The sequence below is a fragment of the Rhizobium sp. CC1099 genome, assembly GCF_029714385.1.
In the GTDB taxonomy this organism is placed as follows: domain Bacteria; phylum Pseudomonadota; class Alphaproteobacteria; order Rhizobiales; family Rhizobiaceae; genus Rhizobium.
On sequence record NZ_CP121642.1, the window covers coordinates 2,423,148 to 2,444,809 of the forward strand.

General features: G+C 59.7%; 23 protein-coding genes. 7 read left to right on the forward strand and 16 right to left on the reverse strand.

Going from position 1 to position 21,662, the window contains the following annotated elements; all coding sequences use genetic code 11:
* Positions 1 to 236: 236 nt before the first annotated feature.
* The gene (locus QA644_RS32930; protein ID WP_283073182.1) at positions 237 to 428 is read left to right on the forward strand and encodes a hypothetical protein; all 192 of its coding nucleotides are present in this window, start codon (positions 237 to 239) and stop codon (positions 426 to 428) included.
* A 149-nt stretch (positions 429 to 577) separates the two neighbouring features.
* Here the strand turns inward: QA644_RS32930 and QA644_RS32935 are convergent, their stop codons facing one another.
* The 9 genes from QA644_RS32935 to QA644_RS32975 form a co-directional block, all read right to left on the reverse strand.
* Positions 578 to 1,495 carry an NADP-dependent oxidoreductase gene (locus tag QA644_RS32935; protein ID WP_283073183.1) on the reverse strand — a complete coding sequence of 306 codons (918 nt, stop codon included), beginning with the start codon at positions 1,493 to 1,495 and terminating at the stop codon, positions 578 to 580.
* Between the two features lie 161 nt (positions 1,496 to 1,656).
* A complete protein-coding gene (locus tag QA644_RS32940; protein WP_283073184.1) occupies positions 1,657 to 2,124 on the reverse strand; it encodes a DUF3788 domain-containing protein in 468 nt (155 codons plus the stop codon).
* A gap of 74 nt (positions 2,125 to 2,198) precedes the next feature.
* Positions 2,199 to 2,906, reverse strand: coding sequence for an NAD(P)H-dependent oxidoreductase (locus QA644_RS32945; protein WP_283073185.1), 708 nt, complete (start codon positions 2,904 to 2,906; stop codon positions 2,199 to 2,201).
* 44 nt (positions 2,907 to 2,950) lie between these two features.
* Positions 2,951 to 3,496, reverse strand: a complete 546-nt coding sequence (locus QA644_RS32950; protein WP_283073186.1) for a peroxidase-related enzyme — start codon at positions 3,494 to 3,496, stop codon at positions 2,951 to 2,953.
* A 34-nt stretch (positions 3,497 to 3,530) separates the two neighbouring features.
* On the reverse strand, positions 3,531 to 4,184 hold the full coding sequence (locus QA644_RS32955) for a nitroreductase family protein (RefSeq protein WP_283073187.1): 654 nt from the start codon (positions 4,182 to 4,184) through the stop codon (positions 3,531 to 3,533).
* Between the two features lie 114 nt (positions 4,185 to 4,298).
* On the reverse strand, positions 4,299 to 5,264 hold the full coding sequence (locus QA644_RS32960) for an AraC family transcriptional regulator (protein WP_283073188.1): 966 nt from the start codon (positions 5,262 to 5,264) through the stop codon (positions 4,299 to 4,301).
* Between the two features lie 376 nt (positions 5,265 to 5,640).
* Positions 5,641 to 6,273, reverse strand: a complete 633-nt coding sequence (locus QA644_RS32965; protein WP_283073189.1) for a tyrosine-type recombinase/integrase — start codon at positions 6,271 to 6,273, stop codon at positions 5,641 to 5,643.
* 264 nt (positions 6,274 to 6,537) lie between these two features.
* Positions 6,538 to 7,449, reverse strand: coding sequence for an alpha/beta hydrolase (locus QA644_RS32970; RefSeq protein ID WP_283073190.1), 912 nt, complete (start codon positions 7,447 to 7,449; stop codon positions 6,538 to 6,540).
* A 110-nt stretch (positions 7,450 to 7,559) separates the two neighbouring features.
* Positions 7,560 to 8,324, reverse strand: coding sequence for an SDR family oxidoreductase (locus tag QA644_RS32975; RefSeq protein WP_283074078.1), 765 nt, complete (start codon positions 8,322 to 8,324; stop codon positions 7,560 to 7,562).
* A gap of 122 nt (positions 8,325 to 8,446) precedes the next feature.
* On the opposite strand from QA644_RS32975, the gene QA644_RS32980 reads away from it, so the two are divergent.
* The gene (locus QA644_RS32980; RefSeq protein ID WP_283073191.1) at positions 8,447 to 9,364 is read left to right on the forward strand and encodes a LysR family transcriptional regulator; all 918 of its coding nucleotides are present in this window, start codon (positions 8,447 to 8,449) and stop codon (positions 9,362 to 9,364) included.
* An 86-nt stretch (positions 9,365 to 9,450) separates the two neighbouring features.
* Here the strand turns inward: QA644_RS32980 and QA644_RS32985 are convergent, their stop codons facing one another.
* The 3 genes from QA644_RS32985 to QA644_RS32995 form a co-directional block, all read right to left on the reverse strand.
* A complete protein-coding gene (locus tag QA644_RS32985) occupies positions 9,451 to 10,071 on the reverse strand; it encodes a tyrosine-type recombinase/integrase (protein WP_283073192.1) in 621 nt (206 codons plus the stop codon).
* 223 nt (positions 10,072 to 10,294) lie between these two features.
* Positions 10,295 to 10,768 carry an AtaL-like protein gene (locus QA644_RS32990; protein ID WP_283073193.1) on the reverse strand — a complete coding sequence of 158 codons (474 nt, stop codon included), beginning with the start codon at positions 10,766 to 10,768 and terminating at the stop codon, positions 10,295 to 10,297.
* Between the two features lie 36 nt (positions 10,769 to 10,804).
* Positions 10,805 to 11,674, reverse strand: a complete 870-nt coding sequence (locus tag QA644_RS32995; RefSeq protein WP_283073194.1) for an NmrA/HSCARG family protein — start codon at positions 11,672 to 11,674, stop codon at positions 10,805 to 10,807.
* Positions 11,675 to 11,778: 104 nt separating this feature from the next.
* Here QA644_RS32995 and QA644_RS33000 point away from each other — a divergent pair, with 104 nt between their 5' ends.
* The gene (locus tag QA644_RS33000) at positions 11,779 to 12,672 is read left to right on the forward strand and encodes a LysR substrate-binding domain-containing protein (protein WP_283073195.1); all 894 of its coding nucleotides are present in this window, start codon (positions 11,779 to 11,781) and stop codon (positions 12,670 to 12,672) included.
* 79 nt (positions 12,673 to 12,751) lie between these two features.
* Here QA644_RS33000 and QA644_RS33005 read toward each other — a convergent pair whose 3' ends face one another.
* Positions 12,752 to 13,651, reverse strand: a complete 900-nt coding sequence (locus QA644_RS33005; protein WP_283073196.1) for an AraC family transcriptional regulator — start codon at positions 13,649 to 13,651, stop codon at positions 12,752 to 12,754.
* A gap of 100 nt (positions 13,652 to 13,751) precedes the next feature.
* Here QA644_RS33005 and QA644_RS33010 point away from each other — a divergent pair, with 100 nt between their 5' ends.
* Both QA644_RS33010 and QA644_RS33015 read left to right on the forward strand, forming a co-directional pair.
* On the forward strand, positions 13,752 to 14,510 hold the full coding sequence (locus QA644_RS33010) for an SDR family oxidoreductase (protein WP_283074079.1): 759 nt from the start codon (positions 13,752 to 13,754) through the stop codon (positions 14,508 to 14,510).
* Between the two features lie 36 nt (positions 14,511 to 14,546).
* The gene (locus QA644_RS33015) at positions 14,547 to 15,515 is read left to right on the forward strand and encodes a dienelactone hydrolase (protein WP_283073197.1); all 969 of its coding nucleotides are present in this window, start codon (positions 14,547 to 14,549) and stop codon (positions 15,513 to 15,515) included.
* A 620-nt stretch (positions 15,516 to 16,135) separates the two neighbouring features.
* Here the strand turns inward: QA644_RS33015 and QA644_RS33020 are convergent.
* Positions 16,136 to 17,365: an MFS transporter gene (locus QA644_RS33020; RefSeq protein WP_283073198.1), complete on the reverse strand. Its 1,230-nt coding sequence runs from the start codon at positions 17,363 to 17,365 to the stop codon at positions 16,136 to 16,138.
* 221 nt (positions 17,366 to 17,586) lie between these two features.
* Here QA644_RS33020 and QA644_RS33025 point away from each other — a divergent pair, with 221 nt between their 5' ends.
* Complete coding sequence (locus QA644_RS33025) at positions 17,587 to 18,522, forward strand: LysR family transcriptional regulator (RefSeq protein ID WP_283073199.1); 936 nt, start codon at positions 17,587 to 17,589, stop codon at positions 18,520 to 18,522.
* Positions 18,523 to 18,551: 29 nt separating this feature from the next.
* Here the strand turns inward: QA644_RS33025 and QA644_RS33030 are convergent, their stop codons facing one another.
* Together QA644_RS33030 and QA644_RS33035 are read right to left on the reverse strand one after the other, a co-directional pair.
* A complete protein-coding gene (locus QA644_RS33030) occupies positions 18,552 to 19,565 on the reverse strand; it encodes an aldo/keto reductase (RefSeq protein WP_283073200.1) in 1,014 nt (337 codons plus the stop codon).
* A 180-nt stretch (positions 19,566 to 19,745) separates the two neighbouring features.
* Complete coding sequence (locus QA644_RS33035; RefSeq protein WP_283073201.1) at positions 19,746 to 20,489, reverse strand: alpha/beta hydrolase; 744 nt, start codon at positions 20,487 to 20,489, stop codon at positions 19,746 to 19,748.
* 153 nt (positions 20,490 to 20,642) lie between these two features.
* On the opposite strand from QA644_RS33035, the gene QA644_RS33040 reads away from it, so the two are divergent.
* The gene (locus tag QA644_RS33040; RefSeq protein ID WP_283073202.1) at positions 20,643 to 21,629 is read left to right on the forward strand and encodes an AraC family transcriptional regulator; all 987 of its coding nucleotides are present in this window, start codon (positions 20,643 to 20,645) and stop codon (positions 21,627 to 21,629) included.
* Positions 21,630 to 21,662 lie beyond the last annotated feature (33 nt).

A 21,662-nucleotide genomic window follows, 5' to 3' on the forward strand; every position in this document is an offset into this window, starting at 1 on the left:
GCGGCCTTCATCCAACGTCGGCCGGACGATCTGTCACCCGGCAGTGCCGGGTGACACCTGTTGGTGCTGGTACGTGGAGCGTTCCCGGAGGGTGCTTCCGACAGTGGCAATTTGCTTGGTGCGTAGTGAAAGATGCAACTTGTCGCGCTTAAATTTTTCGTTGCGGTGGCCGATTACTCCACCGGCCGAAATGGCTCGGCGTCTCGGCTTCGACATCTAGGAATTAAGAGCGGGGGATGGCCGTCGATTTAATGTCGGAAGTACCACCAGCTTCCGAAGTGCTCATTATAGGCTCGTTTTTCGGCTTCCGGCCTTTAGGTAACTTCAGGCTGGCGTTGCTGTCGTCTTTGAGTTTTATGGCGCTCAGCTCGATGGCAGCTTTTGGGACACTGACCATAGTGTCTGAACGGCTGAAATGCGGGCGCTAAGCGAATCTGAGGCGCTAGGAATGCGCAGCTTGTGTGCAATGCGCACTCCCTAGAGGAACCCCCTCCAAGGAGTGCGCGTGGAGGCCAATCCGTCAGGAAGATACGGCGGGTTCAAGTGTCCCACTAATATCCTAATTCTCGCCGCGTCCTCACGGGAGAACGCGGATGACCGTCTTTCCCGCGCGCCGCTCCGTCGAATTGAAGGTGGCGACCGCATCGTCCAGGCTTGAAACCTTGCCGATGTTCGTCCGCAGTCTTCCGTCCCGGACCCGCTGAACGATCTCGGATAGCTGGGCACGATCAGCCTCGACGACGAAGTCAACCGCCGGGCCATCCACAGGTCGAATATCCGTCGGTCCGACGGCTGTCACAAGCGTTCCCCCGGCCCGGATCAGCGTTGCGGACCGCCTCTGAACATCGCCGCCGATAACGTCGAATACCAGATCGACGCCGCCGACGTCTTCCAAGGTGTCGTTTCCAAGATCGACGAATTCATTTGCACCGAAGTCCAGAGCCCTCTGGCGGTCAGCGGCGCGTCCGGTACCGATGACATAGGCGCCGGCTTCCCGCGCAAGCTGCGTCACGATCGAGCCGACGGCGCCAGCCGCGCCGTGTGCGAGCACGCTCTGCCCCGCTTGAAGGCGGCCATGCTGAAATAGTCCCTGCCATGCGGTCAGGCCAGATATCGGCAGGCTTGCGCCCACCGTGAAGTCGACGTTGCCGGGCAATGGCGCGAGGTTGCGGGACTCCACAGCGACGTACTCAGCGAGTGTGCCGTCGCGATACCAGTCAGACAGGCCGAACACCCGCTGACCGATCGACAGTCCCGTGGTGCCATAGCCCAGCGCGGTGATCACACCGGCCAGCTCATGGCCGAGGATCGATGGCGTCCGATCACGAAAGGTCCGATCGGTCCAGGTCGAAGGCCAATCCAGTTCGGTGTTGACGAACCCCGCTGCATAGACCTGTACGACGACGTCGTTTATCGCGGCCTGCGGCTCGAGCCACTCCACCAGCTTCATTCCGGCTGTTCCCGCAGCCCGGTCGGTCACTACGATCGCTTTCATGGGAATTGTCTCCTCAGATATTTGTTTGTTTGGGTAAATTGCAGGCGTGGAAGGTCTTTTCGATCTCTCGCGCAACTCGTTATCGGCTTGACGCCTTTCGCGAAGACCTTGTTGTCGAATTGCTGTGTGATGCCGCGCGGCGAGCCCGGCTTATTTCGGCTTCAACTGCGCGGCAGTGGCGGGCGCTTCATCGTCAAAAGTTCCGTCACATCATGCAGATCGTCTGCCGATGAGATGGCAAGTGTCAGCCATTTTCCGTCGATATATGTTTTGGCTTCATCGTAAAGCTTGACCAGTTGCGGGCGCCAGACATAACGCCGCTCCTCGAATTTCTCACGTTCTGCTCCACCCATAACCACAACAGCCGAAAACCGCCGGTATTTCGGCACCAAGGTGGTGAACGCCTTCGTTTTCTTATAGCGCAAGGACCAACCACGGTTCTTGCCGCCGTAGAGCCAGTCCGGCGCGAAAACTCCCGGATAGAATTCGTCAATCCAGGTCCGCAGCTCGGTCCAATGGCCGAATGCCTCTGGTCCGAGCCAATCCCGAACGGCGCTGTCATCAGGCGGTGCTGATCTGTCGGTAATCCTGTCGCCGATTTGGGAAGGGGTACTATTTGATAAAATCATCTGAAGCCTCATATTCAATGGTCCGGCGGAGGCCGGAGGGTTAGGATGCGGGCGCCAAAAGCTTGCGCGCGCCCTCAGAATGCTCCTGGTGACGCTTGCCGGAGCGAGGGGACATCGCGATACGGTCTGCCAGTGCTCGAGAGCACCGCAGGACGATCGTGGAATTCTCGAAAATGCTCCGCGGCGGTCAGGTCGAGAGCGGCGAGCGCTTTGTCCCTCGCCAACGGCCCCTGACTCCGATCCAGGAAGGCAGTGCGTTGAAGCGGGAGAAATTGTTGAGTCCTCAGCCCAATGGAGCTGAGTGCCAGCGACAGATAGGGCGTGAGAAAATCCGGCTGGTTGGCTCGCTCACCGGTGAAGAAGCCACCAGAAGCCACGCCGATAAAGACCGGACGGTCCCGGAGCATTCCCACCTTGCCGGCCGGCGTTGACTTCATTGTGCGGCCGACGCGCAGGATCTGGTCGATCCACGCCTTGAGGACCGAGGGAATCGTCAAATTGTGCATCGGCGTTCCGATGACAATCACATCGGCCGCTTCGACTTCCCGAATAAGCGCTTCGGAAAGATCTAGAGAACCCATCGGCGGGGCGGCCAACGTTGCCGGCGACGCCAACGCGGCGGCGTAGAGGGCCTCGGTTTGGGGCAGGGGTTCAGCCCCCAAGTCACGCCGAGTGATGCTCGCGCCGGGCGCAACCTCAAGAAGCTTTTCGACGATCGCCGCCGAAAGCTGACGGCTGTGCGATTCCTGACGCGGACTGATATCGATATGGAGAATATTCATGTGATTGATCCCAACAGCTTCAAAAGGTTGCGGCAGGCGAAAGCTCAGATCGAGCCGGCTGGTGTCACGGCGGGAAAGTCCTTCTCGTGATCGAACACGTTGTTGAAGAAGTTCGTCAGGGAATACATGGCCACAAGCGCGACGATCTCGATGATGTTCGCATCGGTATAGCCAGCATCGCGGACGGCTTTGAGATCGGCGTCGCTGACGTGCCCGCGGGTCTCGATGACTTTTCGCGCAAACTGAACAGCGGCATCCCGCTTCGGGTCGCTGGCGTGGCCCTTTCGGGCGAGGATGATGTCATCGGCCGGCAGCCTGGCCATATGTTCGGCGGTGAAGCTGTGAACCGTCAGGCAATAGTTGCAACCGTTCACCTCGGAGACGGCAAGGCCGATGCTGTCGCGTGTCTTTACGTCGAGTGCCTTGCTCAGGGAGCCGAGCAGGGTGGCCCACGCGTTGAACGCGATAGGACTCTGCGCGAAGGCCACCATCATGTTTGGGGTGAACCCGATGTTCTTCGTGAACGTATCGAGAGTCTGTTTCGATTCAGCCGGCACCTCTTCCGGCGTCAGAGCAGCAATTCTTGCCATTATAGTCTCCATAAGTGATTGAGTTGATTTGGAATTATGCGAAGTCCAGGACATCGGCCACCGGCATGCGCGGCTTCTGCGGCCAGTTGCCGGCCCGCTCCGGCCCGACCGTCAGCAGCATCACCGGGATTTCGTCTTCGGCCAGGCCGAACTCGCGATGCACGGCCTCTGCGTCGAAACCGATCATCGGCGTCGAACCCAGGCCGAGCGAGCGGGCGGCATAGATGATTGCGGCGGTGCCGAAGGTAGCGGAGCGCACCGCCTCGTCGCGCTGGCGCTGCGGCTGATCGTCATACAGACCGCGAGCGGGCGTTTCCCATTCCGGCACCAGATGTGCCGGCATGATGCCGGCTTCCACGACCGGCGCCAGGCGCGCGGGGACGGTACTAGCATTGGCCAACTGGCCGACGATGATGAAGGTAACGGCGGCGTCGGTGATCGCGGGCTGGTTCCAGGCGATCGGACGCAACCGAGCCTTGGCCTCAGGCGTACGGACGGCGATAAACCGCCAGTTCTGCAGGTGGAAGGATGTCGGCGCGGACGTGCCGATCCGCACCAGGTCGCGAATCTGATCGTCGCTCAGTGTGGCGGCGGTGTCGTAGTACTTGGCAGCACTACGGCTCAGGATGGTTTCGATGACGGCGTTCGTCGGCGTCAGTTCGTTGGCTGCGTTGCTGATATAGTTCATTGGGTGGCTCCCTCATCAAGTGATTACGGAGCCCAATTTACGGCCGGCAGCGAGAATATCGAGACTGAATTGCCTCAATATAATGCGCGAAAGGATCAATCCTATGGGTCGATCCTAGTCCGCGCGCGTGCCGGTATGCGCTTGTCTGCGCCATTCCCCGGGCGTCATCCCCATTCTCTCAGTAAACACACGGCGGAATGCCGAAACAGATTGATAGCCGACCGTTTCGGCCACAGCCTCGGTGCTGATCGTCGGCTTTTTCAACTCGTTGGCTGCCAGGCTCATGCGGAGATCAGTCAACAGATCGAGGGCCGAACAACCCAGCCTGTCCTGAAAGCGGCGCATGAATGTGGCGCGCGACATGCCGCACAAGTCCGCCAGATCAGGCAGTTTCCAAGGCTTGCCCGGATCGGCGAGCATAGCCGTAATTGCCGGCGCCAGTCGTGGGTGGCCGGCGAGGGCCAACAAGCCTTCAGGGGCTTTCTCGGATTCACTTGCAGCTCGCAGCACTAATGTGAAGAGGGCCGAAGAAAGCGCGTTGAGAACGGCGCGTCCTCCCGCGCGATCGCCGGCGGACTCCATTCGCATCAGCCCCACCAAACTGGCCAGTTGATCGGTAGCAGATCCGATACCGTCTTTTCCGAGGCCGTCGATCGTCCGTGCCACCAGATTTGTGGGCAGATAATTACGGATCAGTCGATCATGGGGCGGGGCGATGAAAAATCGGCCACACAACAAATCGAGTTGCTCGCCCTGACCGTCGTTCTCGCTCAACATCCATCCGGCAGACCCTTGGCGCTGCTGGGTGGGGATCGGCGTTTGCCCGCTACCGTCGTGAAGCACATGCGCCGCACCGTGAGGCAGCAACACGATATCTCCGCTCACCAGCTCCCTCGCTGTTCTCGTCTCCGGATCCTCGAAAATGGCCCGGCCCTTGACGATGACGTGGTAGGGAATTTCGTTCGCCGCCGCCCGGCCCCAGGCCACGCGCCACGGCGCACCATAGGCACAGCGGACCTCGAGCTGACCGGTTACGGTGACGATTTGCAGGAGATGGCTTAACCAATCGACTTCAGACATTGGACCTCAAGAACCGGAAATGATGAAACATCTTATCGCAATTGTGCGTTGGTTCTACTTATCGGCCACGTTTCCAAACCTCGTTCCGTACCGGGCCTAGATCATGAGCCAGCCACCGAGCGCCTCCAGATCGGGACAGGGTACTGTATCAGACGCCGCCATAGCGTCCGACTATCGACTCTATCGATGTGCCGTCACGTTTGGAAACGATCGAGAAGTTGGCAAGGGCCGGCGCTCAGCCGATCGACAGCTTTCAGGCCATGGCGAAGGTCATGTTACGGCCGAAATGAGGGCGCGTAGCCGCTGATCGACCTGCTAAAACCGGAAACATTTTTCTCAATAGCTGCGGCCCCGCTGGGTGCGGAACCGCGCTCGCTCAAATCTCTGTATGCTCCGCTAGTTCCAGCGCATCCTCGATGTCCACACCAAGGTACCTGACTGTGTTCTCGATCTTGGTGTGCCCGAGCAGGATCTGGATTGCACGAAGATTGCCCGTCGCTTTGTAGATCATCGCGGCCTTCGTGCGTCGAAGCGAGTGTGTGCCGTAGTCTTCGCGCCTCAGCCCAATTGCGGTCACCCACTCATCGACCAATCGGGCATACTGGCGAGTGCTGAGATGATCGGCATGATCGACTCGACTGGGAAAGGCGTGGTCGTCAATTGTTCCACCTCTCCGTTCAAGCCATGCAAGCAGACTTGCCCTGACGTCGGCCGTGATCTCAAACTGTACCGGACGACCGGTCTTTTGCTGGACGACCATGGCGCGGGTTCGAATTTCTTGACCTGTGACGAGGGTTCCGATTTTGACCTTAACAAGATCGCAGCCTCGGAGCTTACTGTCGATTGCGAGATCAAACAGCGCGCGATCTCTCATGCGCCCCTCCCGGTCGAGGAAGAAGCGGATCGCCCAAATCTGGCGCTGCTTCAGGGGTTTCTTGACGCCGACCTTCCGTCCGGCGTTCCATGCCGGTCGGCCCAATGCGGCAGGATCATATTGTGCAATACCCATTTGAGTTCTCCTTCGGCCACCCTTGGCCTTCAGGAAAACGCGTGAGCTCAAGCATACACTGGGGGGCCGACTGCCGACCGTCCGCTGCTAGGAGGTGCAACACGAAAACCAGACACATGGCCGCCCGATGCCAAGGTCTGAAATCGGCCCAAAGCGGTCCTACAAAGTTAACCACATCGAGGAGGAGACCTGACGATCAACGCCCCGAGACGAAGCGCCGGTTCCAGCACGCCAGCGTACGTTCGAACCGGCTGAACATTCGGGCTACTTTTTGTCGATGAACTTTCGAACTGTGCTGACTGTCGCGGCTGGTTGCTCTTCCATCAGCCAGTGCCCAGCGTCAGGTATCACTACACCAGTTACATCCACGGCAGCATTTCGCATGACGATCGCTTCGTTCTCGCCGAACGACTTCTCACCGCCAATTGCTAGCACCGGCATCCTCAGTTTGGTTGCCATAGATTTTCGGTTGTCTTCAGTGTCCTGTCTGATGGAGCGAAACTGTGCAAACGCGGCACGCATCGCGCCAGGCCGTGCATAAAGTGCAGCGTAGTGGTTTCGCATAGCCTTGTCCAACTTGGAAGGATTGCCAGCGAACTCGTTCCAGAAGCGATCAAGGTAGATTCGCTCTCGACCTTCAACCAAGCGCTCGGCATCAGGACCGCCGAAATCGAAATGCCAAAGAAGTGGATTGCGAACGATATCATCCCAGGGCGTGATGCCGGGGACAGGCGCATCCATCACCACTAGCTTTTCGGTTGCCTCTGGATAACGGGCAGCGAACGCGTAGGCGACCATCGTGCCGATGTCGTGACCTACAATGACGGCGCTATCGATACCGAAAGAGGTCATCACCTCGCGTATATCCGCCGCCTGGGTTCGCTTGTCGTACCCGCTGCTTGGAATGGAGGAAAGCCCCATCCCTCTCAAATCCGGGACGATGACTCGATGATCCCGGGCAAGGTCTGTTGCAAGTGGAACCCACATATCGCCGGTGTCGCCAAATCCGTGTATAAGGACAACAGTCGACCCGTGTCCGCCACTTCTTACATGAAGCGTCACGCCGTTTACGTCCACATCCTGCACTTTGAAAGTCGCTGGAAATGAGTGGACCTGCGCCGCGGCTGGCCCGGCAAAGATGAGCACTGCCAGCACTGCTTGAATAAACTTCAACATCTTGATTCCCCCATAAAAAGGCAGACACCGGAACATCCGGTTCTACGGTTGGAGTTGGTAAGGTAACATCTGGCAGCCCTTTAAGGCTGGAGGACGAAGCCCTGCGATTGTTAGGTACGAGTTATCGAGGCCCCGCCGTCGATCAACATCGCAGTACCGGTCGCGAAGCTGGAATCGTCCGACGCCAGGTAGAGGACCGAACGTGCCAGTTCATCAGGGGTGGCAACGCGCTTCAGCGCATGTAAATTGGTGACGAACCCCTGCTTGTCCGGCGTGTTGTTCATCTCACGATACATGTCTGTGTCGACTGCACCCGGAAGAACCGCGTTCACGCGAATGCTCTTTGGTCCGTACTCCGCAGCCAAAGCTTGTGTCAGTCCGATGAGACCAGACTTGCTGGCCGCATAAGCGGCTACACCGGGAAACGCGAAGCTGTAGCCGACGAATGTCGACGTAAAGATGATCGAGCCGCTGTTGCCCTTCTCCATCTGGGCGATCTGATGCTTGGCCGCCAGAAAGGAGGCAGTCAAGTTGATCGTCAGGGCCTCGGTGAAACCCGCCTCGGACACGCCAGTGCTCGGGCCAGCTTCACCAAGAATGCCGGCATTGTTGAAAGCGACGTCGAGTTTCCCGTAGTGCTCCGTCGCAGCGGCAACGAGTGCCTTGTGGTATTCTTCAGATCGGACGTCGCCTGCGAGGGCGATGGCATCTCCGCCGATCTCTTTCACTTCCGCCACCAGGCTGTCCAATTCGGCCTGGCGCCGAGCACCAACGACGATTTTTGCACCTTCGGCGGCAAACAGTTGTGCTGTTGCTCGTCCGATACCGGCGCTTGCGCCAGTTATAATAGCGACTTTGTTATTCAATCGAGACATTCTTCCATCTCCTTCATCATTCCATGGCGACACATGTCACTCTTGGTTAAAGCGAAGATGGCATTTCCTGACCGTTCGGATTAGCCTCCAGATAGCGAAACTCGAATTCGGAAAGACCGAACGTGATCAGGATAGAAGGAATTACGGCGTTCGTGACCGTCGCGGAGGCTGGTTCCGTCAGTGAAGCGGCGCGAAGGCTACGCCTTTCCAAATCTGTCGTCAGCGAAAGGCTGGCTGAGCTTGAGCGATCCCTGGGCGGCGCTCTGCTGCACCGAAGTACCCGCAAGCTAACGCTCACTGAGGACGGGACCGCTTTCCTTCAGCGCTCATTACGGATCCTTGAGGAGATCAGTATCGGTGTGTCTGAGATGGCCGAACGCCGAGGTACGCTTTCCGGACCACTGCGAATGTCTGCCCCGGTAACGTTCGGACGCATGCATCTCGGGCCAGCGCTTTACCCGTTCCTTGCTCTAAACCCGCTGATAGAACTCGTGCTCGATCTCGATGATCGGCGCGTTGACGTTTCTTCCGACGGATATGACGCCATCATACGACACGGCCCCATCAACGACTCTCGCCTTGTTGTTTGGAAATTGTGTAGCAGCCGTCGACTGCTGGTCGCCTCGCCTGACTACCTGAGGCGATACGGAACGCCGAAAGTCTTGACCGATCTCGATGATCACAAGGCAATCTTCTACACTAACCGCGGCGTCGCCGACTGGCGTTTTCAGACCCCTGGTGGCGCGGTTGTGGTCCGCGCCCAGCAGGCGATTGGTATGAATAACGGTGACATGATGCGTGATGCGGCCTTGGCTGGATTGGGTATTGCCCTACTACCCGCTTTCATCGTCGGTCCATCCGTACGGGAGGGGCTCCTTCAGATAATTGATATCGACCACCAGCCGGAGGAGGAGTTCGTCTATATGGCCCATCCAGAAGGCCGCAACGCCTCCGCAAAACTGCGGGCGGTCATCGATCATTTACGCATTACATTCGGTGATCCACCATATTGGGATGTGACAAATAAAGACAAAGCTTAACGTCCGCTTTTGGCGCTTCAGAGACCTGAGCTCATGGCTCCTGTTGGCCCGATGGCGACCACCGGCCTCGGCCGATGGTCGTCGCTTTAAAGCTCGATCTGTTCGGCAATCCGCAACGCATCGTCGATTTCGATGCCGAGGTACCGAACGGTGCTCTCGAGTTTGGTGTGCCCGAGAAGGATTTGGACGGCACGGAGGTTGCCTGTCTTCTTGTATATCAAGGCTGCCTTCGTCCTGCGCATCGAAGGGGTGCCATAGTCGCTCGCCTCAAGACCAATGCTTTGTACCCATCCATGGACGATGCGCGCGTACTGTCGCGTCGAGAGGTGGGCCGACGGGCGACGTCTGCCAGGGAAGAGGTAGCTTCCTCCGGTTCTCTTAACCGACGGAAGCCAAGCAGCCAGCGCGATTTTCGTCTGCTCTGTCACTTCGAATTGGACGGGACGCTTTGTTTTCTTTTGGATGATGGTTGCGCGATCTCTGATCGAGCTCCCTGACCAAAGGTCTTCGACTCTTAGCCTGACCAGGTCACATGCGCGCAGCTTGCTATCGATGGCTAGGTTGAAGAGGGCCAGCTCTCGTGTTGCGCCACCCATCTCCAGGCGTACCCGGATTGACCAGACGTTCTTTGGCTGAAGAGGGCGCTTCTGACCTACGAGTATGCCTTTGTTCCAAGGACGGCGGGTACGCGATATATTGGACTCCATGACACCTGCTCCGCCGCGCCTCCCACCTCGTCGCTCACCGTGAGCAACGGGATGGTATCACAGGTAGTCGGTTGGTGGCCCAAGGTGGACATGCCGAATTGGCAGGCCACAATACCGGGCGCGCTGAAGCGCGGGGTGTGACGATGAGATGCGGCTCAACCTATCCCCTTATGAAGGACGCCGATATGCAGGGGCGTCCTCCTATTGATGTTCAATACCGTGGTCAGAGCCTGCCCTCCGCGAGCAGTTCGCGTGTTCGCTTGAGGGTCGACAGCAGCGCGGCCTTGTAGCCGTTGTCGCCATCGAATTGCGCCTGTTCAGCTTGTTCTTCCGAGCCACCAGGCTGTTTGCCGCGAAGGCCGACATAGCAATAAAAGCGAAGTTGCAGTAAGCCGTTTGCGTCCTCAAAGAGCTCGTTGACGATCGCACCTTCCCGTGGACCGGTGGCCTGGAAGAAGGTCACCTTTTGCTCTGGCTCGAGTGCGATGATCTCGCGGAGCTCAGCGCCGCCGATTGTAGCTTCGCGGACAAAGTGGGTAGCGCTTTCCTCCACGACGTCGCAGCGCGTGCAGAGACCCGGCGGCAGGAAGAGGTGGGCGTCTCGCGCCTTGAGCTCCAGCCCGGCCCAGGCCTGTGCCCGGGTCAGTCTGGTTTCGCCTTCGGGGTTCACTGGGATAGTGGCGGTTGAGTAGATCATTGGATCATTCCTTCTCCTGAATCAGGGTGCAGGCGGTCAGGTCGCGGCAGCCAGTTGGGATGCAAAGTCGCGATAGTTGTGCAGAGGGCGGCCGAGTATCCGCGTTAGACGTTCGACGTCGCCAGCCCCGGGGACCATGCCGTCGCTGACATAGCGCTCGGCCATCAAACGCATCTCGTAGGCCATCCATTTCGGCATGATGTTGGCGAGGTTCTGTTCGAAGCCCGAAGGATCATCACCGCCGTAGACGACCGGGTGACCCAAGGTCTCTGACCAGATCGTTGCCAGGTCGGAGCCAGTCAACGTATCCGGTCCAACCAAGTTGATGGTCTCGCTCGGCAGTTTGCCTTCGGCTTGGTCGCGGCGAACCAGTTCGATCGCGGCAACCTCTGCAATGTCGCGGGCATCCACCATGGCAACACCCTTGCCGCCGATCGGCATCGGGTAGACGCTGTAGTTGAAGATGACGTCCTTGATCATCAGTTCATTGTCGATGAAATAGGCCGGGCGCAAGATCGTAGCGCTGAACCCCATCGCCTCCAGCATGCGCTCGGCACCCGATTTGACCGCGAAGTGCGGGACGTTCACGGCTCGGTCAGCATCGAACACCGACAGATAGACAACCCGTTCGACACCGGATTCGCGGGCGATGTTCAAGGTAATGATTGCCTGGGTGAATTCGTCGCCGGCGACGGCATTGAGCAGGAACAGGGTCCTGACTCCAGCAAGGGCAAGGCGCAGCGCGTCGATGTCGAGCATGTCTCCCTGTACCACCTCGACGTTGGAGGGAAAGCCTGCTTTCGAGGGGTCGCGAACGAGGACCCGGACATCGGCGTTGCGTGTAAGAAGCTGATCGACGACATGGCGGCCAACCCGACCGGTTGCGCCTGTAACGAGGATGGTCATGTGATTTCTCCGTGGTTCGGTGTTGAAGACAATCCGAATATGGATGGTTCACATGCGATCCAATAGACGCTAAAGATAGACTTGGTGTCTCACAGGTGGAACAGATGGACTTGCTCGCTCTCTCCGATTTCGTCATCGTGGCCCGCCATGGCGGGTTCGGACGCGCCGCCCGCGCTACGGGCCGCCCCAAGGCCACGCTCTCGCGCCGGGTGGCGGAACTCGAAGGAAGCCTTAGCCTGCGGCTTTTCGAGCGCGGGGCTAGGATGCTCAGGCTGACGGAGGAAGGACGCGCGCTGCACGAGCGCGCGGGAGCGCTGTTGACTGAACTCGACGAGACGGCGGCGGCGATCGCGTCTGGGGGCCGCAGGCCGCGTGGCAGGCTGCGGATCAGTGCACCGCTACTATTCTCGCAGACGGCAATGGGCAAACTCGCTGCTAGCTTTGCGCTCAGGTATCCCGAAGTGCGCCTTGAGATTACGACGGAGGATGGTGCCGTCGACATGGTGGAAGAAGGCTATGACCTGGTGATCCGGGTCAACCCTGATCCGGATGCCAGCCTGGTCGGGCGGGTGTTTCTGCGCGATGGATTGGTGGTCGTGGCCAATCCAGACGTTGAGCGTCCGACGGCTGGGACTATGACACCTGTTGTTGTCCGCGGTTCACCGGACCAAGCCAGGTTATGGAGCATGACGACACCAGCTGGAACCTCCAAGATTGATGTCGATCCCGTGCTCTGCCTGTCTTCGCTCATTATGGTTCGCGACGCCGTACGCATGGGTGTCGGCGCTGCTCGCCTTCCATTATCGCTGGTGAGTCACGACCTTGCAGCGGGTCAACTTGTGCGCTGGGGTACTGTGGAAGGGCCTGAAACTCTGCTATGGGCTCTCTATCCGTCGCGCCGTCTCCTTAGCGCCCGTGTCTCCGCCTTCCTCGATTACCTCAAAGAGGCGTTTCCCAACGGCACCGCCGAGGAACTCGCGGCATATGTTGCGGACTAGGTCATTGCCTGAACCAGGCGCGTGTTGGCCCGATGCCCTCATCTGACAACCCAGACCAGGCATAAGGAAACCTTGTCGCTCAATGTGGTTCTGCTGACCGCGAATAGGCTCCCGGCGACATTCCCACATGCCGACTGAACGCCACGCTGAATGCGCTTGCCGAGCCATAGCCAACGCGTTGTGCGATCTCTGCCGTTGCAACATCACTGCGAAGGAGTTCTTTCGCCAGTGCCATCCGCCAACCGGTCGCGTATTCCATTGGAGCCATGCCGACCTCTCTTCGGAAGCGATCGAAGAAAGTCGAACGGGACATCGCGGCATCTTGTGCCAGTCCCTCCACCGTCATACTCCGACCCGGGTCTTCGTGAATGCGGCGCAATGTGGGTGCCAACTGAGGGTCAGCCATGCCTCGCAGGAGACCAGGCGATGCTGATGCGCCACCAGTCGAGCGCAGCGCTTCGATCAGGAGCACTTCCAGCAATCGACGGAGCACCATTTCTCGTGCGGTTCGATCGGCTCTTGTTTCGTCGTTTATCATCCCGACAAGCAAGGTAAGGCGCTCCTCACCGCGGACAAGGACGACCTCTGGCAAGAGCGAGACAAGAAGAGCCTTATCGTCTGAGCCAAATGCACAGTGCCCGACCATCGCCTTGATTTCTGTTGGTGCATCAGGGTCTCCAAGCTGGAACACACCCGGACTGGTCTCAAGGCGCTGCGCGAGCGCTCCGCGAGGCAGTGGCACCAGACTGCTCATCGTGAACGAGAAAATCTCCGGAACCAGCACGAAGTCGCCGGCCGTTAACAGCATGGGCTCTCGGCCTGTGATGGTCATCAAACACTGTCCTTCAACCACTGCGCAATAGAACGGGCTTCCGAGGTCGGTACGCTCGACGAGCCACTGACCTCCACCTGTCACCAACTTTGAGATGGACGGGCTTGGCTTGAGGAGTGAAACGACATCCGCAACAGGATCAGTCATGATTTCGGACTTTTGCTAAAGCAATTCGGACGAACAAAGATAGCAAGTCCGAATCCCCCAGTCCATCTTATTGCGAGATCATCGCTTCAGGAGACGGCACTTGCCAAAGATTCTTATCACCGGTTGTTCATCCGGTTTCGGCCTCGAAATTGCGCAGACTTTCCTCTCAGAAGGCTGGGACGTGGTTGCGACAATGCGCAACCCGCGCAATGACCTGCTTTCCGACAATGAAAGACTCCAAGTGATGGCGCTGGATGTCACCAGCGAGGAGAGTATCGCCAAAGCCGTGGAAGCGGCAGGGCCTCTTGATGCACTGGTCAACAATGCCGGTGTCGGCATGTTAAACGTGCTGGAAGGCTCCGAGATGTCGAAGGTCCGCGAGCTGTTCGAGACGAATATTTTTGGCGCGATCGCCATGACCAAGGCTGTCCTTCCGCAGATGCGGGTTCGGGCGGCTGGGGTCATCGTCAATGTCAGCTCGAGCGTCACCATCAAGCCGCTGCCCGCACTGTCCATCTACAGCGCCAGCAAGGCGGCGCTGAATGCTTTTACGGAAAGCCTAGCCCTTGAGGCATCTCTTTTCGGTGTCGGTGTCCGGCTCGTCCTGCCCGGATCGGCCCCGACCACTGGATTCGGAAAAAATGCCGTCGCCCGCATGGGAATGGATATTCCCGAGCCGTACAACGCATTCGTCTCCGCCTATCTGAACACGCTACGATCCGGCACCGAATTTACATCGGCCGAAGACGTGGCTCAGGCGGTGTTGCGCGCCGTGACAGAAACGAACGCGCCGATGAAAATCCCTGCTGGAGCAGATGCTCGGACCTGGTTCCTCGAGGCAGGTCAATCTGCCGACTAAAGCTTCCCTTCAGAAATCTACGTCAGGACACTGATCATGAACAACCTCATCAAATTGGCCCGTCACATTCCCGCGCCTGATGCCGCTCTCACAGTCGCCTATACTCCGATCCGTCTGCCGATGGGCGACCGCCAGCCGCTTGAGTTGCGCCTGACTGCACCAGCAAATGGCGACAGCCTGCCGATCGTACTGTTGTCGCACGGGTTCGGGCCGTCGAACTACATCCCGTCCAAAGACGGCTACGCTCCGCTTGCGCAGTTTTGGGCAGAACGCGGTTTCGCGGTAATCCAACCGACACACGCCAGCTCGCGTGTCGGCGGCCTGGCGGAAGACGCACCGGGTGCTCCCTTCTTCTGGCAGGAGCGTGTTCAGGAGATGAAGGCGATCCTCGACCAGTTGCCCGAAGTAGAGCGTCAGGCACCCTCCGTAACGGGTCGGCTAGATCATTCCCGGATCGCAGCGGCGGGTCATTCGTTCGGCGGCCATACAGTTGGACTGCTATTAGGTGCGCGCGTGTCGGGGAAGGATTTCTCCGATCCACGTATCACGGCGGGTATCTTGTTGGCCGCTCCGGGGCGAGGTGGGAGTGAACTGACGGAGGAGAGCGCTGCCCGGTTCCCCTTTTTCGACGTAGACTTTTCCCGCCTGACGACGCGTACCCTTGTCGTCTGTGGCGATACCGATGATCCGCACTTTACGGGTCGAGGCCCTGAATGGCACGCGGACGCCTTCCACGACGCGCCCGGCGCTGACGCACTGTTGATGATGCGCGGCGTTGGGCACGGGCTCGGCGGAATCGCGGGCCTTGACGCAAAGGAGACTGAGATGGAGGCACCAGATGCGCTTGAAGCAACGAAACGGCTGACGCTTGCCTGGCTCCGGACGGCCCTGACAGTCGATGAACATGCTTGGAATGCTGCGTGCGACGCGCTTGAGGATATTGCGGCTCCAATTGCGACAGCTGTTGGAAAACGAGCAAAGGCAAGTATGGAAGCTGAAGGCTGACGCTTGATAGCAGGCGACGTGTCCAATGACTGTTATTGGCGCAACCCTGCAGCTCGGCGGCATCTATGCATGTCCGCTTCTGGGATACCACCGTGCTCTGCTCAGTGTCCGACTTGACGGCGCATAACTGCCGCCGGCTTAATGGCGGCGTCATCGCCACGGTGAGGTCCGAAGGTGGAAATTATTTCCGCCAACTCCACCGATTGACTGATGCCCAAAGCCAGGGCACAAAGGTGGCATCCATGGTCGCTCGCGATGGGAAAACAGAGGGGATTTCAAGTCGCACTCACTAAGCTCTTGAAATCATGTGAGAATCCAGGCTCCCCAGCCAATCTCTCTTTTTCAGATAAATCAACGATTTGATTGGGCGGCACCCGCCGCTACCGGAACAGTTTTCCGCCCCCAATATTACGGTTCAGTCCGGGTTACCCATTCGGATCTTGCTGTGACTACGAGACTGGGAGCCCATAGTCCGCCAGAAGCCTAATGATGTCTGATATGGGGCCGCTTGCGGACCGTCTGCTTCCAGAGCACCGCTGCGAACACCAGACATCTCTGACCCAGAAAAACGCCGACCAGCGATGCCGATGTAACACTGAGCAAGACCTGGCCCTGACCGCTCAATGCTGAATGGTTTCGGCCACGACAGTTCGCTTCTCCAGTAGGGTCACGCCAAAGATCACCAGTCCGACCAAGGTGAGGGTGAAGCCGGCCCAGACTGCCGAGAGAAGACCGTATCCAGCGGCGATCGCGGCACCACCAGCCGCGGCACCGACCGCATTGGCGACATTGAGCGAGGCGAGGTTCATTGCGCCCATCAGGCTCGGGGCTTCGGGAGCGAACTTGGTCAGGCGAACCTGGATGGTGGGGATGGCGGCCATCATGGCGGCGCCGACACCGAACATGGCTGGGAAGAAGATAAAGGGGTTGGAACCGCCGACAGCCAGGATGGCCATGATGACGAGGGCACTGCCGAAACCGATGACAATGCCGCGAGCCGGATAGAGGTCTGCGAGCTTGCCGCCATAGACATTGCCGGCGGTCATGCCGATGCCGAACAGTGTGAGCGCTACCGGGATCATTTCAGGGGCAAGGCGGACGGTGTCAGTGACCATGGGGGCGATGAAGGTATAGACCGCGAAGATACTGGCTACACCAAGGGCCGCGACGAGCATGACACCCCAGACCGAACCCTTGCGTAGCGACGACAGTTCTTGGATGACCGGGACACCGTCAAGCGCCTTGGTGCGCGGCACCCACTGCCATATTGCGCCGAAAGCGACCAGCGAGAAGGTAGCCACCGCGAGATAGGTTTCGCGCCAGCCAATGGTCTGGCCGAGGAATGTGGCAAGCGGCGAGCCGACAATCGTTGCGACAGTCAGGCCAGTCATGACGATGGCGAAGGCTTTGCCTGCATGGCCGGGGCCGACGATATAGGAAGCGACCACGGCGCCAGCGCCGAAATAAGCGCCCTGTGGCACGCCGCTGATGAAGCGGGCCAACATCAGGAAGCCGAGGTTGGAAGCAATTGCAGAGAGAACGTTGCCGGCGATGAACAGACCCATCAGCAAAAGCAGCAGCGTTCGGCGATTGAGCCGGGCAGCGGCTAGGGTGACGAAGGGAGCGCCGAGGACGACGCCGAAAGCATAGGCCTCGATGGCGTGGGTAGCATCGGGAACGCTGATGCCGAGGCTGTCGGAAAAGAGCTGGATGATGCCCATGCTGGCAAATTCTGACGTGCCGATCGAGAAACTGCCGAGCGCAAGAGCCAGCAGCGTCAGCTTCTGCGAACGGGCGGCAGTGTCTGCTACGGAGGGGGCGATGATCTGGGTTTCCGAGGTGATGGACATTGGGGTGATCCTTCAGGGAGCGATTGGTGAAAGTCGTTTGGCGGAACTCAAAACCGCGTGTTGTGTGAGGACATGGATCTCACGTCCGGCCGGACCGCTGTAGCCAGGTCGTGTTCTCACGATTTGAGAAGAAAATTCACAGATGGCTCTGCCTAGCCAGAGACAGCGCCCGTATCAGCGGCTATTGTCGGCCCACTTTTAGGCTGGAGCGGGGTGGCGGCATGGACAACAGGGCCGGTGAGGCAATGGTTTTCGTTCAGGTCGTCGAGGCCGGCAGCTTTTCCGAGGCTGCCCGGCTGCTGATGATGACGCCATCGACGGTCTCTAAGCTTGTAGCGCGGCTGGAGACCCGGTTGGGCGTCCGGCTTGTGGAGCGCTCGACGCGGCGGCTGGTTCTCACCAAGGAAGGTGAGTTTTACTACGAACGCAGTCAGCAACTGCTCGCCGATCTCAACGAAACGGAGCAGCAGCTCGCGCAGGGCGGCGCCGAGCCGGAGGGTTTGATCCGGGTAAGCTCGTCGGTCACCTTCGGCGTAGCGGCACTGGAGCCTATCCTGCCGGAATTCTGGCAGTCCTATCCGGGCATTGTCGTGGACCTGTCGCTGTCCGACGAAACGGTCGACCTCTATCTCGACCGGACCGACGTGGCGATCCGGGTGGGCAAGCTCGCGGACTCCAATCTCATTGCCCGCAAGATCGGCACGACCCGTCGCCGCATCGTCGCCTCGCCCGCCTATCTCGAAAAATGGGGCGTCCCCGAAGCGCCGGAGGACCTCCTCCGTCACAACTGCCTGGGCTTCAACTTCCGTCGGGCGAACCCGGTATGGCCGATGCGCGAAGGAGGTCGGATCGTCGAACGAATGCTGAGCGGCTCGCTTCTGGTGAACAATGGCGAAACGATCCGCCGCATGGCGATCGCGGGCGTCGGCATTGGCCGCATCGCGGACTACCATGTCCGCGGCCCGATCGCGCGCGGCGAGCTGGTAGAGCTTCTCGCCGACAGCACGGTCAGTGATTTCGACGATATCAACGCGCTCTACCGGGGCACGCAGCTCCTGCCGGCGCGCGTACGCGCCTTCCTCGATTTCACGGTACCGCGGATGCAGAAATTCCTTGGCGCCGATCCCCTTGGGGACACCGTAGTAACCAACGCCTAAGCTCTTCTTGAACTTGCAGGCCATGACCTTCACTCCAGTGTGGGAAGCGGGGCTTCCAGGTTGACGAGACCGGCCGCGCGAATTTCGCCCCAGAAGTCGGCGGGGATCTGTTCCGCCAGTGCAGCGCTGTCTTCGGCGATGCGACCGGGCTTGCTGGCGCCGGGGATGACGGCGGCGACGGCGGGATGGGCGAGCGCGAATTGCAGGCCTGCAGCCTTCATGCTAATGCCGTGGCGGTCGGCGATGGCCTTGATCCGGGCGACCTTGTCGAGAATCTCTGGCGTTGCGGGGGCGTATTCGAAGTTCGGGCCGCCGACCAGCGCGCCGGAGCTGTAGGGACCACCGACGACGATGCCGAGACCGCGCCTGACAACTTCGGACATCACACGCTGAAGCGCGCGGTCATGGTCGAGCAGCGTATAGCGGCCGGCGAGCAGGAAGCCATCCGGGCGCGGACCATCCAGCGCCAGCAGCAATTCGATCGGCTCGACGCGGTTGACGCCAAGGCCCCAGGCCTTGATCACGCCTTCGTCGCGCAGCCGGTCGAGTGCCTTGAAGGCACCCTTGCGGGCGGTTTCGAACACGCTCAGCCATTCGTCGCCATAAAAATCCTGGGCGACGTCATGGACGAAGGCGATGTCGATCTGGTCGGTCTTCAGCCGCTTCAGGCTGTCTTCGATCGACCGGTACGTGCCGTCTTCTGTGTAGTCGTTGACGATCTTGTTGGGGCGGCCATACTTGAAGACATCGCCCTTCTCGCCGAGGTCGCGGGCGCTGATATCCTCGATCTCGTCGAGAATGACGCGGCCGACCTTGGTGCTGATGACATAGTTCTCGCGCGGCTTGCCGGCCAAGGCTTCGCCCATGCGGATCTCGGCCAGACCGGCGCCATAAAAGGGCGCGTTATCGTAGTAGCGGATGCCGTCGCTCCAGGCGGCTTCGACCGTGGCCTGCGCTTCGGCTTCCGGAATGTCACGGAACATGTTGCCGAGGGGAGCAGCACCGAAACCGAGCCTGCTGGGGAGAATTTGCTTGAGAGTCATTGTCTTAACCTTTCGTTCTTGGCTGTGTGGACTAGGGCCCTGTTGGCAGAAGAGATAGAAGAAGCCCGGTTCAGGCGGTAGCTGGGTGAGGTTCGCAGGAGATGCGAAGGGAATTCACAGATGGGGTAGGGTCTGCCCCTCTTCTCCCCGCTGGGGAGAGGAGGAGCCTGGGGCACGGCCTCACTGTGCCGCCTTTGCGATCACGTCAGCGACATCCGCGGCCTTTGAAATCAACCCGGCATGGCTTGCCGCAATCTCGGTGACCCCGGCCTTCATGCGGCCGGCGAAGAAGAGCTGGGCATCGGCCGGGACCGTCTTGTCCTCGGTCGTGACGACGTAAAAGTTCGGCTTGTCATGCCAGGCAGCGACCTCGGTCACGGCTTCGAAATTGGCCGGGTTCAACGGCAGTTGCTTCTTGGCCAGCACCTCGGCTTCGGCCTTGGGCAGGTCGCCGGCGAAGACGGTGGGGAAGGCTGCAGGGTCGACGATCAAGCCACCCTTCTCGTTCGGACGGATGGCCTTGGTGCCTTCGCTCGGCTGGCCGCCGGCCAGCAGCTTGGCAAGCGATTCACCCCTGTCCGGGCCGAAGGCCGAGACATAGACCAGCGACTTGACCTTGGGGTCGTCGCCGGCTTCGCCGATCACCATGCCTCCCCAGCTATGGGCGACCAGTACAGTTGGGCCGTCCTGGGCGGCGAGCGCGGCCTTAGTGGCGGCGACATCGTCGGACAGCGAGGTCAGCGGATTGGCGACCTGCGTGACATGATAGCCCTTGGCGCCGAGGATCGCAGCGACCTTGTCCCAACTGGTCTCGTCGGCGAAAGCGCCGTGGACGAGAACAATGTTCTTGGCCGGCTGAGCGAGTACGGGAGCGGCACCGAAAGCAGCGGCGCTGAGCATGAGCGTTGACAGGATAGTTTTCATTTCCATCTCCATAGGTCGTGTTAAGCTCTGGACGATCGGCAATGTTCCTCCCATCGGTGCCGATCACGGCGCCGTCGACTGGATTTCTCCGTATCGTCAGGTTTTGATTGTGTTTTCGCTTCAGGCGATGAGTGGAAGATAAGGAACTTCGGCATGACAAGCCATGATCGCGTCTCCCAACCTCATGCCCCGGCGTCCGAAACAGGCTTTCCCGCACTGGCGTCCCGGACAGACTTCCTGTCGCAGATCCTCACGCTGATCCGGCTGCGTGGCGAAGTCGTCTTTTCCGCCGAACTGCATGCGCCTTGGGCGCTCCGATTCGAACCCGGGTCGGGCTACTTTCACGTGGTCTCCGAGGGTGAGCTCCTGCTGGCGGCTCAAGACGGGAAGGTCGTCCATGCCCTTGCCGGCGACCTGCTCGTCATGCCGCAAGGCACCGGTCATGCGATCGGCACGCCGGGCGCTAGCCCGGCGGAGGCCCGGGACGTGCTGGCTGCGCAGTTGCGCGACGACAGTCTGGCGATCCATATCGGAGACAGCGGGCCATGCACCCGCATGATCACAGGTGCTTTCCGGTTCGAAGGCGACAACATACCCTCGATGCTGGCGGTCCTACCCTCGGTTATCCACATTCCGGGCTCGCTCGAGACTGAGGATAAGGGCTGGCTGGAGGTGCAGGCTCGGTCTCTGCTGTCTGAGGCGCGGACGCCACATCCCGGCGCCGCGATCATGATCTCGCGGCTGATCGACGTGATGGTGATCCGGGCGATGCGCATCTGGGTCCGCACCGCGCCGCCGGAGGAAAAGGGGTGGCTGGCGGCGCTGGCCGATGCCAGGATCAGCCGGGCGCTGAAGGTTATTCACGACGAGCCTTTCCTGCGCCGGACAGTGGCCGAGCTCGCAGGTATGGCCGGGATGTCACGCTCGAATTTCGCAGAACGTTTTTCGACGCTAGTCGGCGCCGGACCTCTGCATTACCAGACGCGCTGGCGCCTACTTTTGGCGAGCGACATGCTCAGGCGATCCGATATCCTGGTCAGCGAAGTGGCCCGCCGAGTCGGCTACGAATCCGATGCGGCCTTCAGCCGCGCCTTCAAGGCACAATTCGGCATGCCGCCGACAACAGTGCGCGGAAATTAGATCTGCCTTGCAGGGCTGCAATTGATGACTGCA

Coding starts and splice junctions, on each gene's coding strand:
- QA644_RS32930 (WP_283073182.1), top strand. CDS start 237: ATGGCCGTCGATTTAATGTCGGAAGTACCACCAGCTTCCGAAGTGCTC.
- QA644_RS32935 (WP_283073183.1), bottom strand. CDS start 1,495: ATGAAAGCGATCGTAGTGACCGACCGGGCTGCGGGAACAGCCGGAATG.
- QA644_RS32940 (WP_283073184.1), bottom strand. CDS start 2,124: ATGATTTTATCAAATAGTACCCCTTCCCAAATCGGCGACAGGATTACC.
- QA644_RS32945 (WP_283073185.1), bottom strand. CDS start 2,906: ATGAATATTCTCCATATCGATATCAGTCCGCGTCAGGAATCGCACAGC.
- QA644_RS32950 (WP_283073186.1), bottom strand. CDS start 3,496: ATGGCAAGAATTGCTGCTCTGACGCCGGAAGAGGTGCCGGCTGAATCG.
- QA644_RS32955 (WP_283073187.1), bottom strand. CDS start 4,184: ATGAACTATATCAGCAACGCAGCCAACGAACTGACGCCGACGAACGCC.
- QA644_RS32960 (WP_283073188.1), bottom strand. CDS start 5,264: ATGTCTGAAGTCGATTGGTTAAGCCATCTCCTGCAAATCGTCACCGTA.
- QA644_RS32965 (WP_283073189.1), bottom strand. CDS start 6,273: ATGGGTATTGCACAATATGATCCTGCCGCATTGGGCCGACCGGCATGG.
- QA644_RS32970 (WP_283073190.1), bottom strand. CDS start 7,449: ATGTTGAAGTTTATTCAAGCAGTGCTGGCAGTGCTCATCTTTGCCGGG.
- QA644_RS32975 (WP_283074078.1), bottom strand. CDS start 8,324: ATGTCTCGATTGAATAACAAAGTCGCTATTATAACTGGCGCAAGCGCC.
- QA644_RS32985 (WP_283073192.1), bottom strand. CDS start 10,071: ATGGAGTCCAATATATCGCGTACCCGCCGTCCTTGGAACAAAGGCATA.
- QA644_RS32990 (WP_283073193.1), bottom strand. CDS start 10,768: ATGATCTACTCAACCGCCACTATCCCAGTGAACCCCGAAGGCGAAACC.
- QA644_RS32995 (WP_283073194.1), bottom strand. CDS start 11,674: ATGACCATCCTCGTTACAGGCGCAACCGGTCGGGTTGGCCGCCATGTC.
- QA644_RS33000 (WP_283073195.1), top strand. CDS start 11,779: ATGGACTTGCTCGCTCTCTCCGATTTCGTCATCGTGGCCCGCCATGGC.
- QA644_RS33005 (WP_283073196.1), bottom strand. CDS start 13,651: ATGACTGATCCTGTTGCGGATGTCGTTTCACTCCTCAAGCCAAGCCCG.
- QA644_RS33015 (WP_283073197.1), top strand. CDS start 14,547: ATGAACAACCTCATCAAATTGGCCCGTCACATTCCCGCGCCTGATGCC.
- QA644_RS33020 (WP_283073198.1), bottom strand. CDS start 17,365: ATGTCCATCACCTCGGAAACCCAGATCATCGCCCCCTCCGTAGCAGAC.
- QA644_RS33025 (WP_283073199.1), top strand. CDS start 17,587: ATGGACAACAGGGCCGGTGAGGCAATGGTTTTCGTTCAGGTCGTCGAG.
- QA644_RS33030 (WP_283073200.1), bottom strand. CDS start 19,565: ATGACTCTCAAGCAAATTCTCCCCAGCAGGCTCGGTTTCGGTGCTGCT.
- QA644_RS33035 (WP_283073201.1), bottom strand. CDS start 20,489: ATGAAAACTATCCTGTCAACGCTCATGCTCAGCGCCGCTGCTTTCGGT.
- QA644_RS33040 (WP_283073202.1), top strand. CDS start 20,643: ATGACAAGCCATGATCGCGTCTCCCAACCTCATGCCCCGGCGTCCGAA.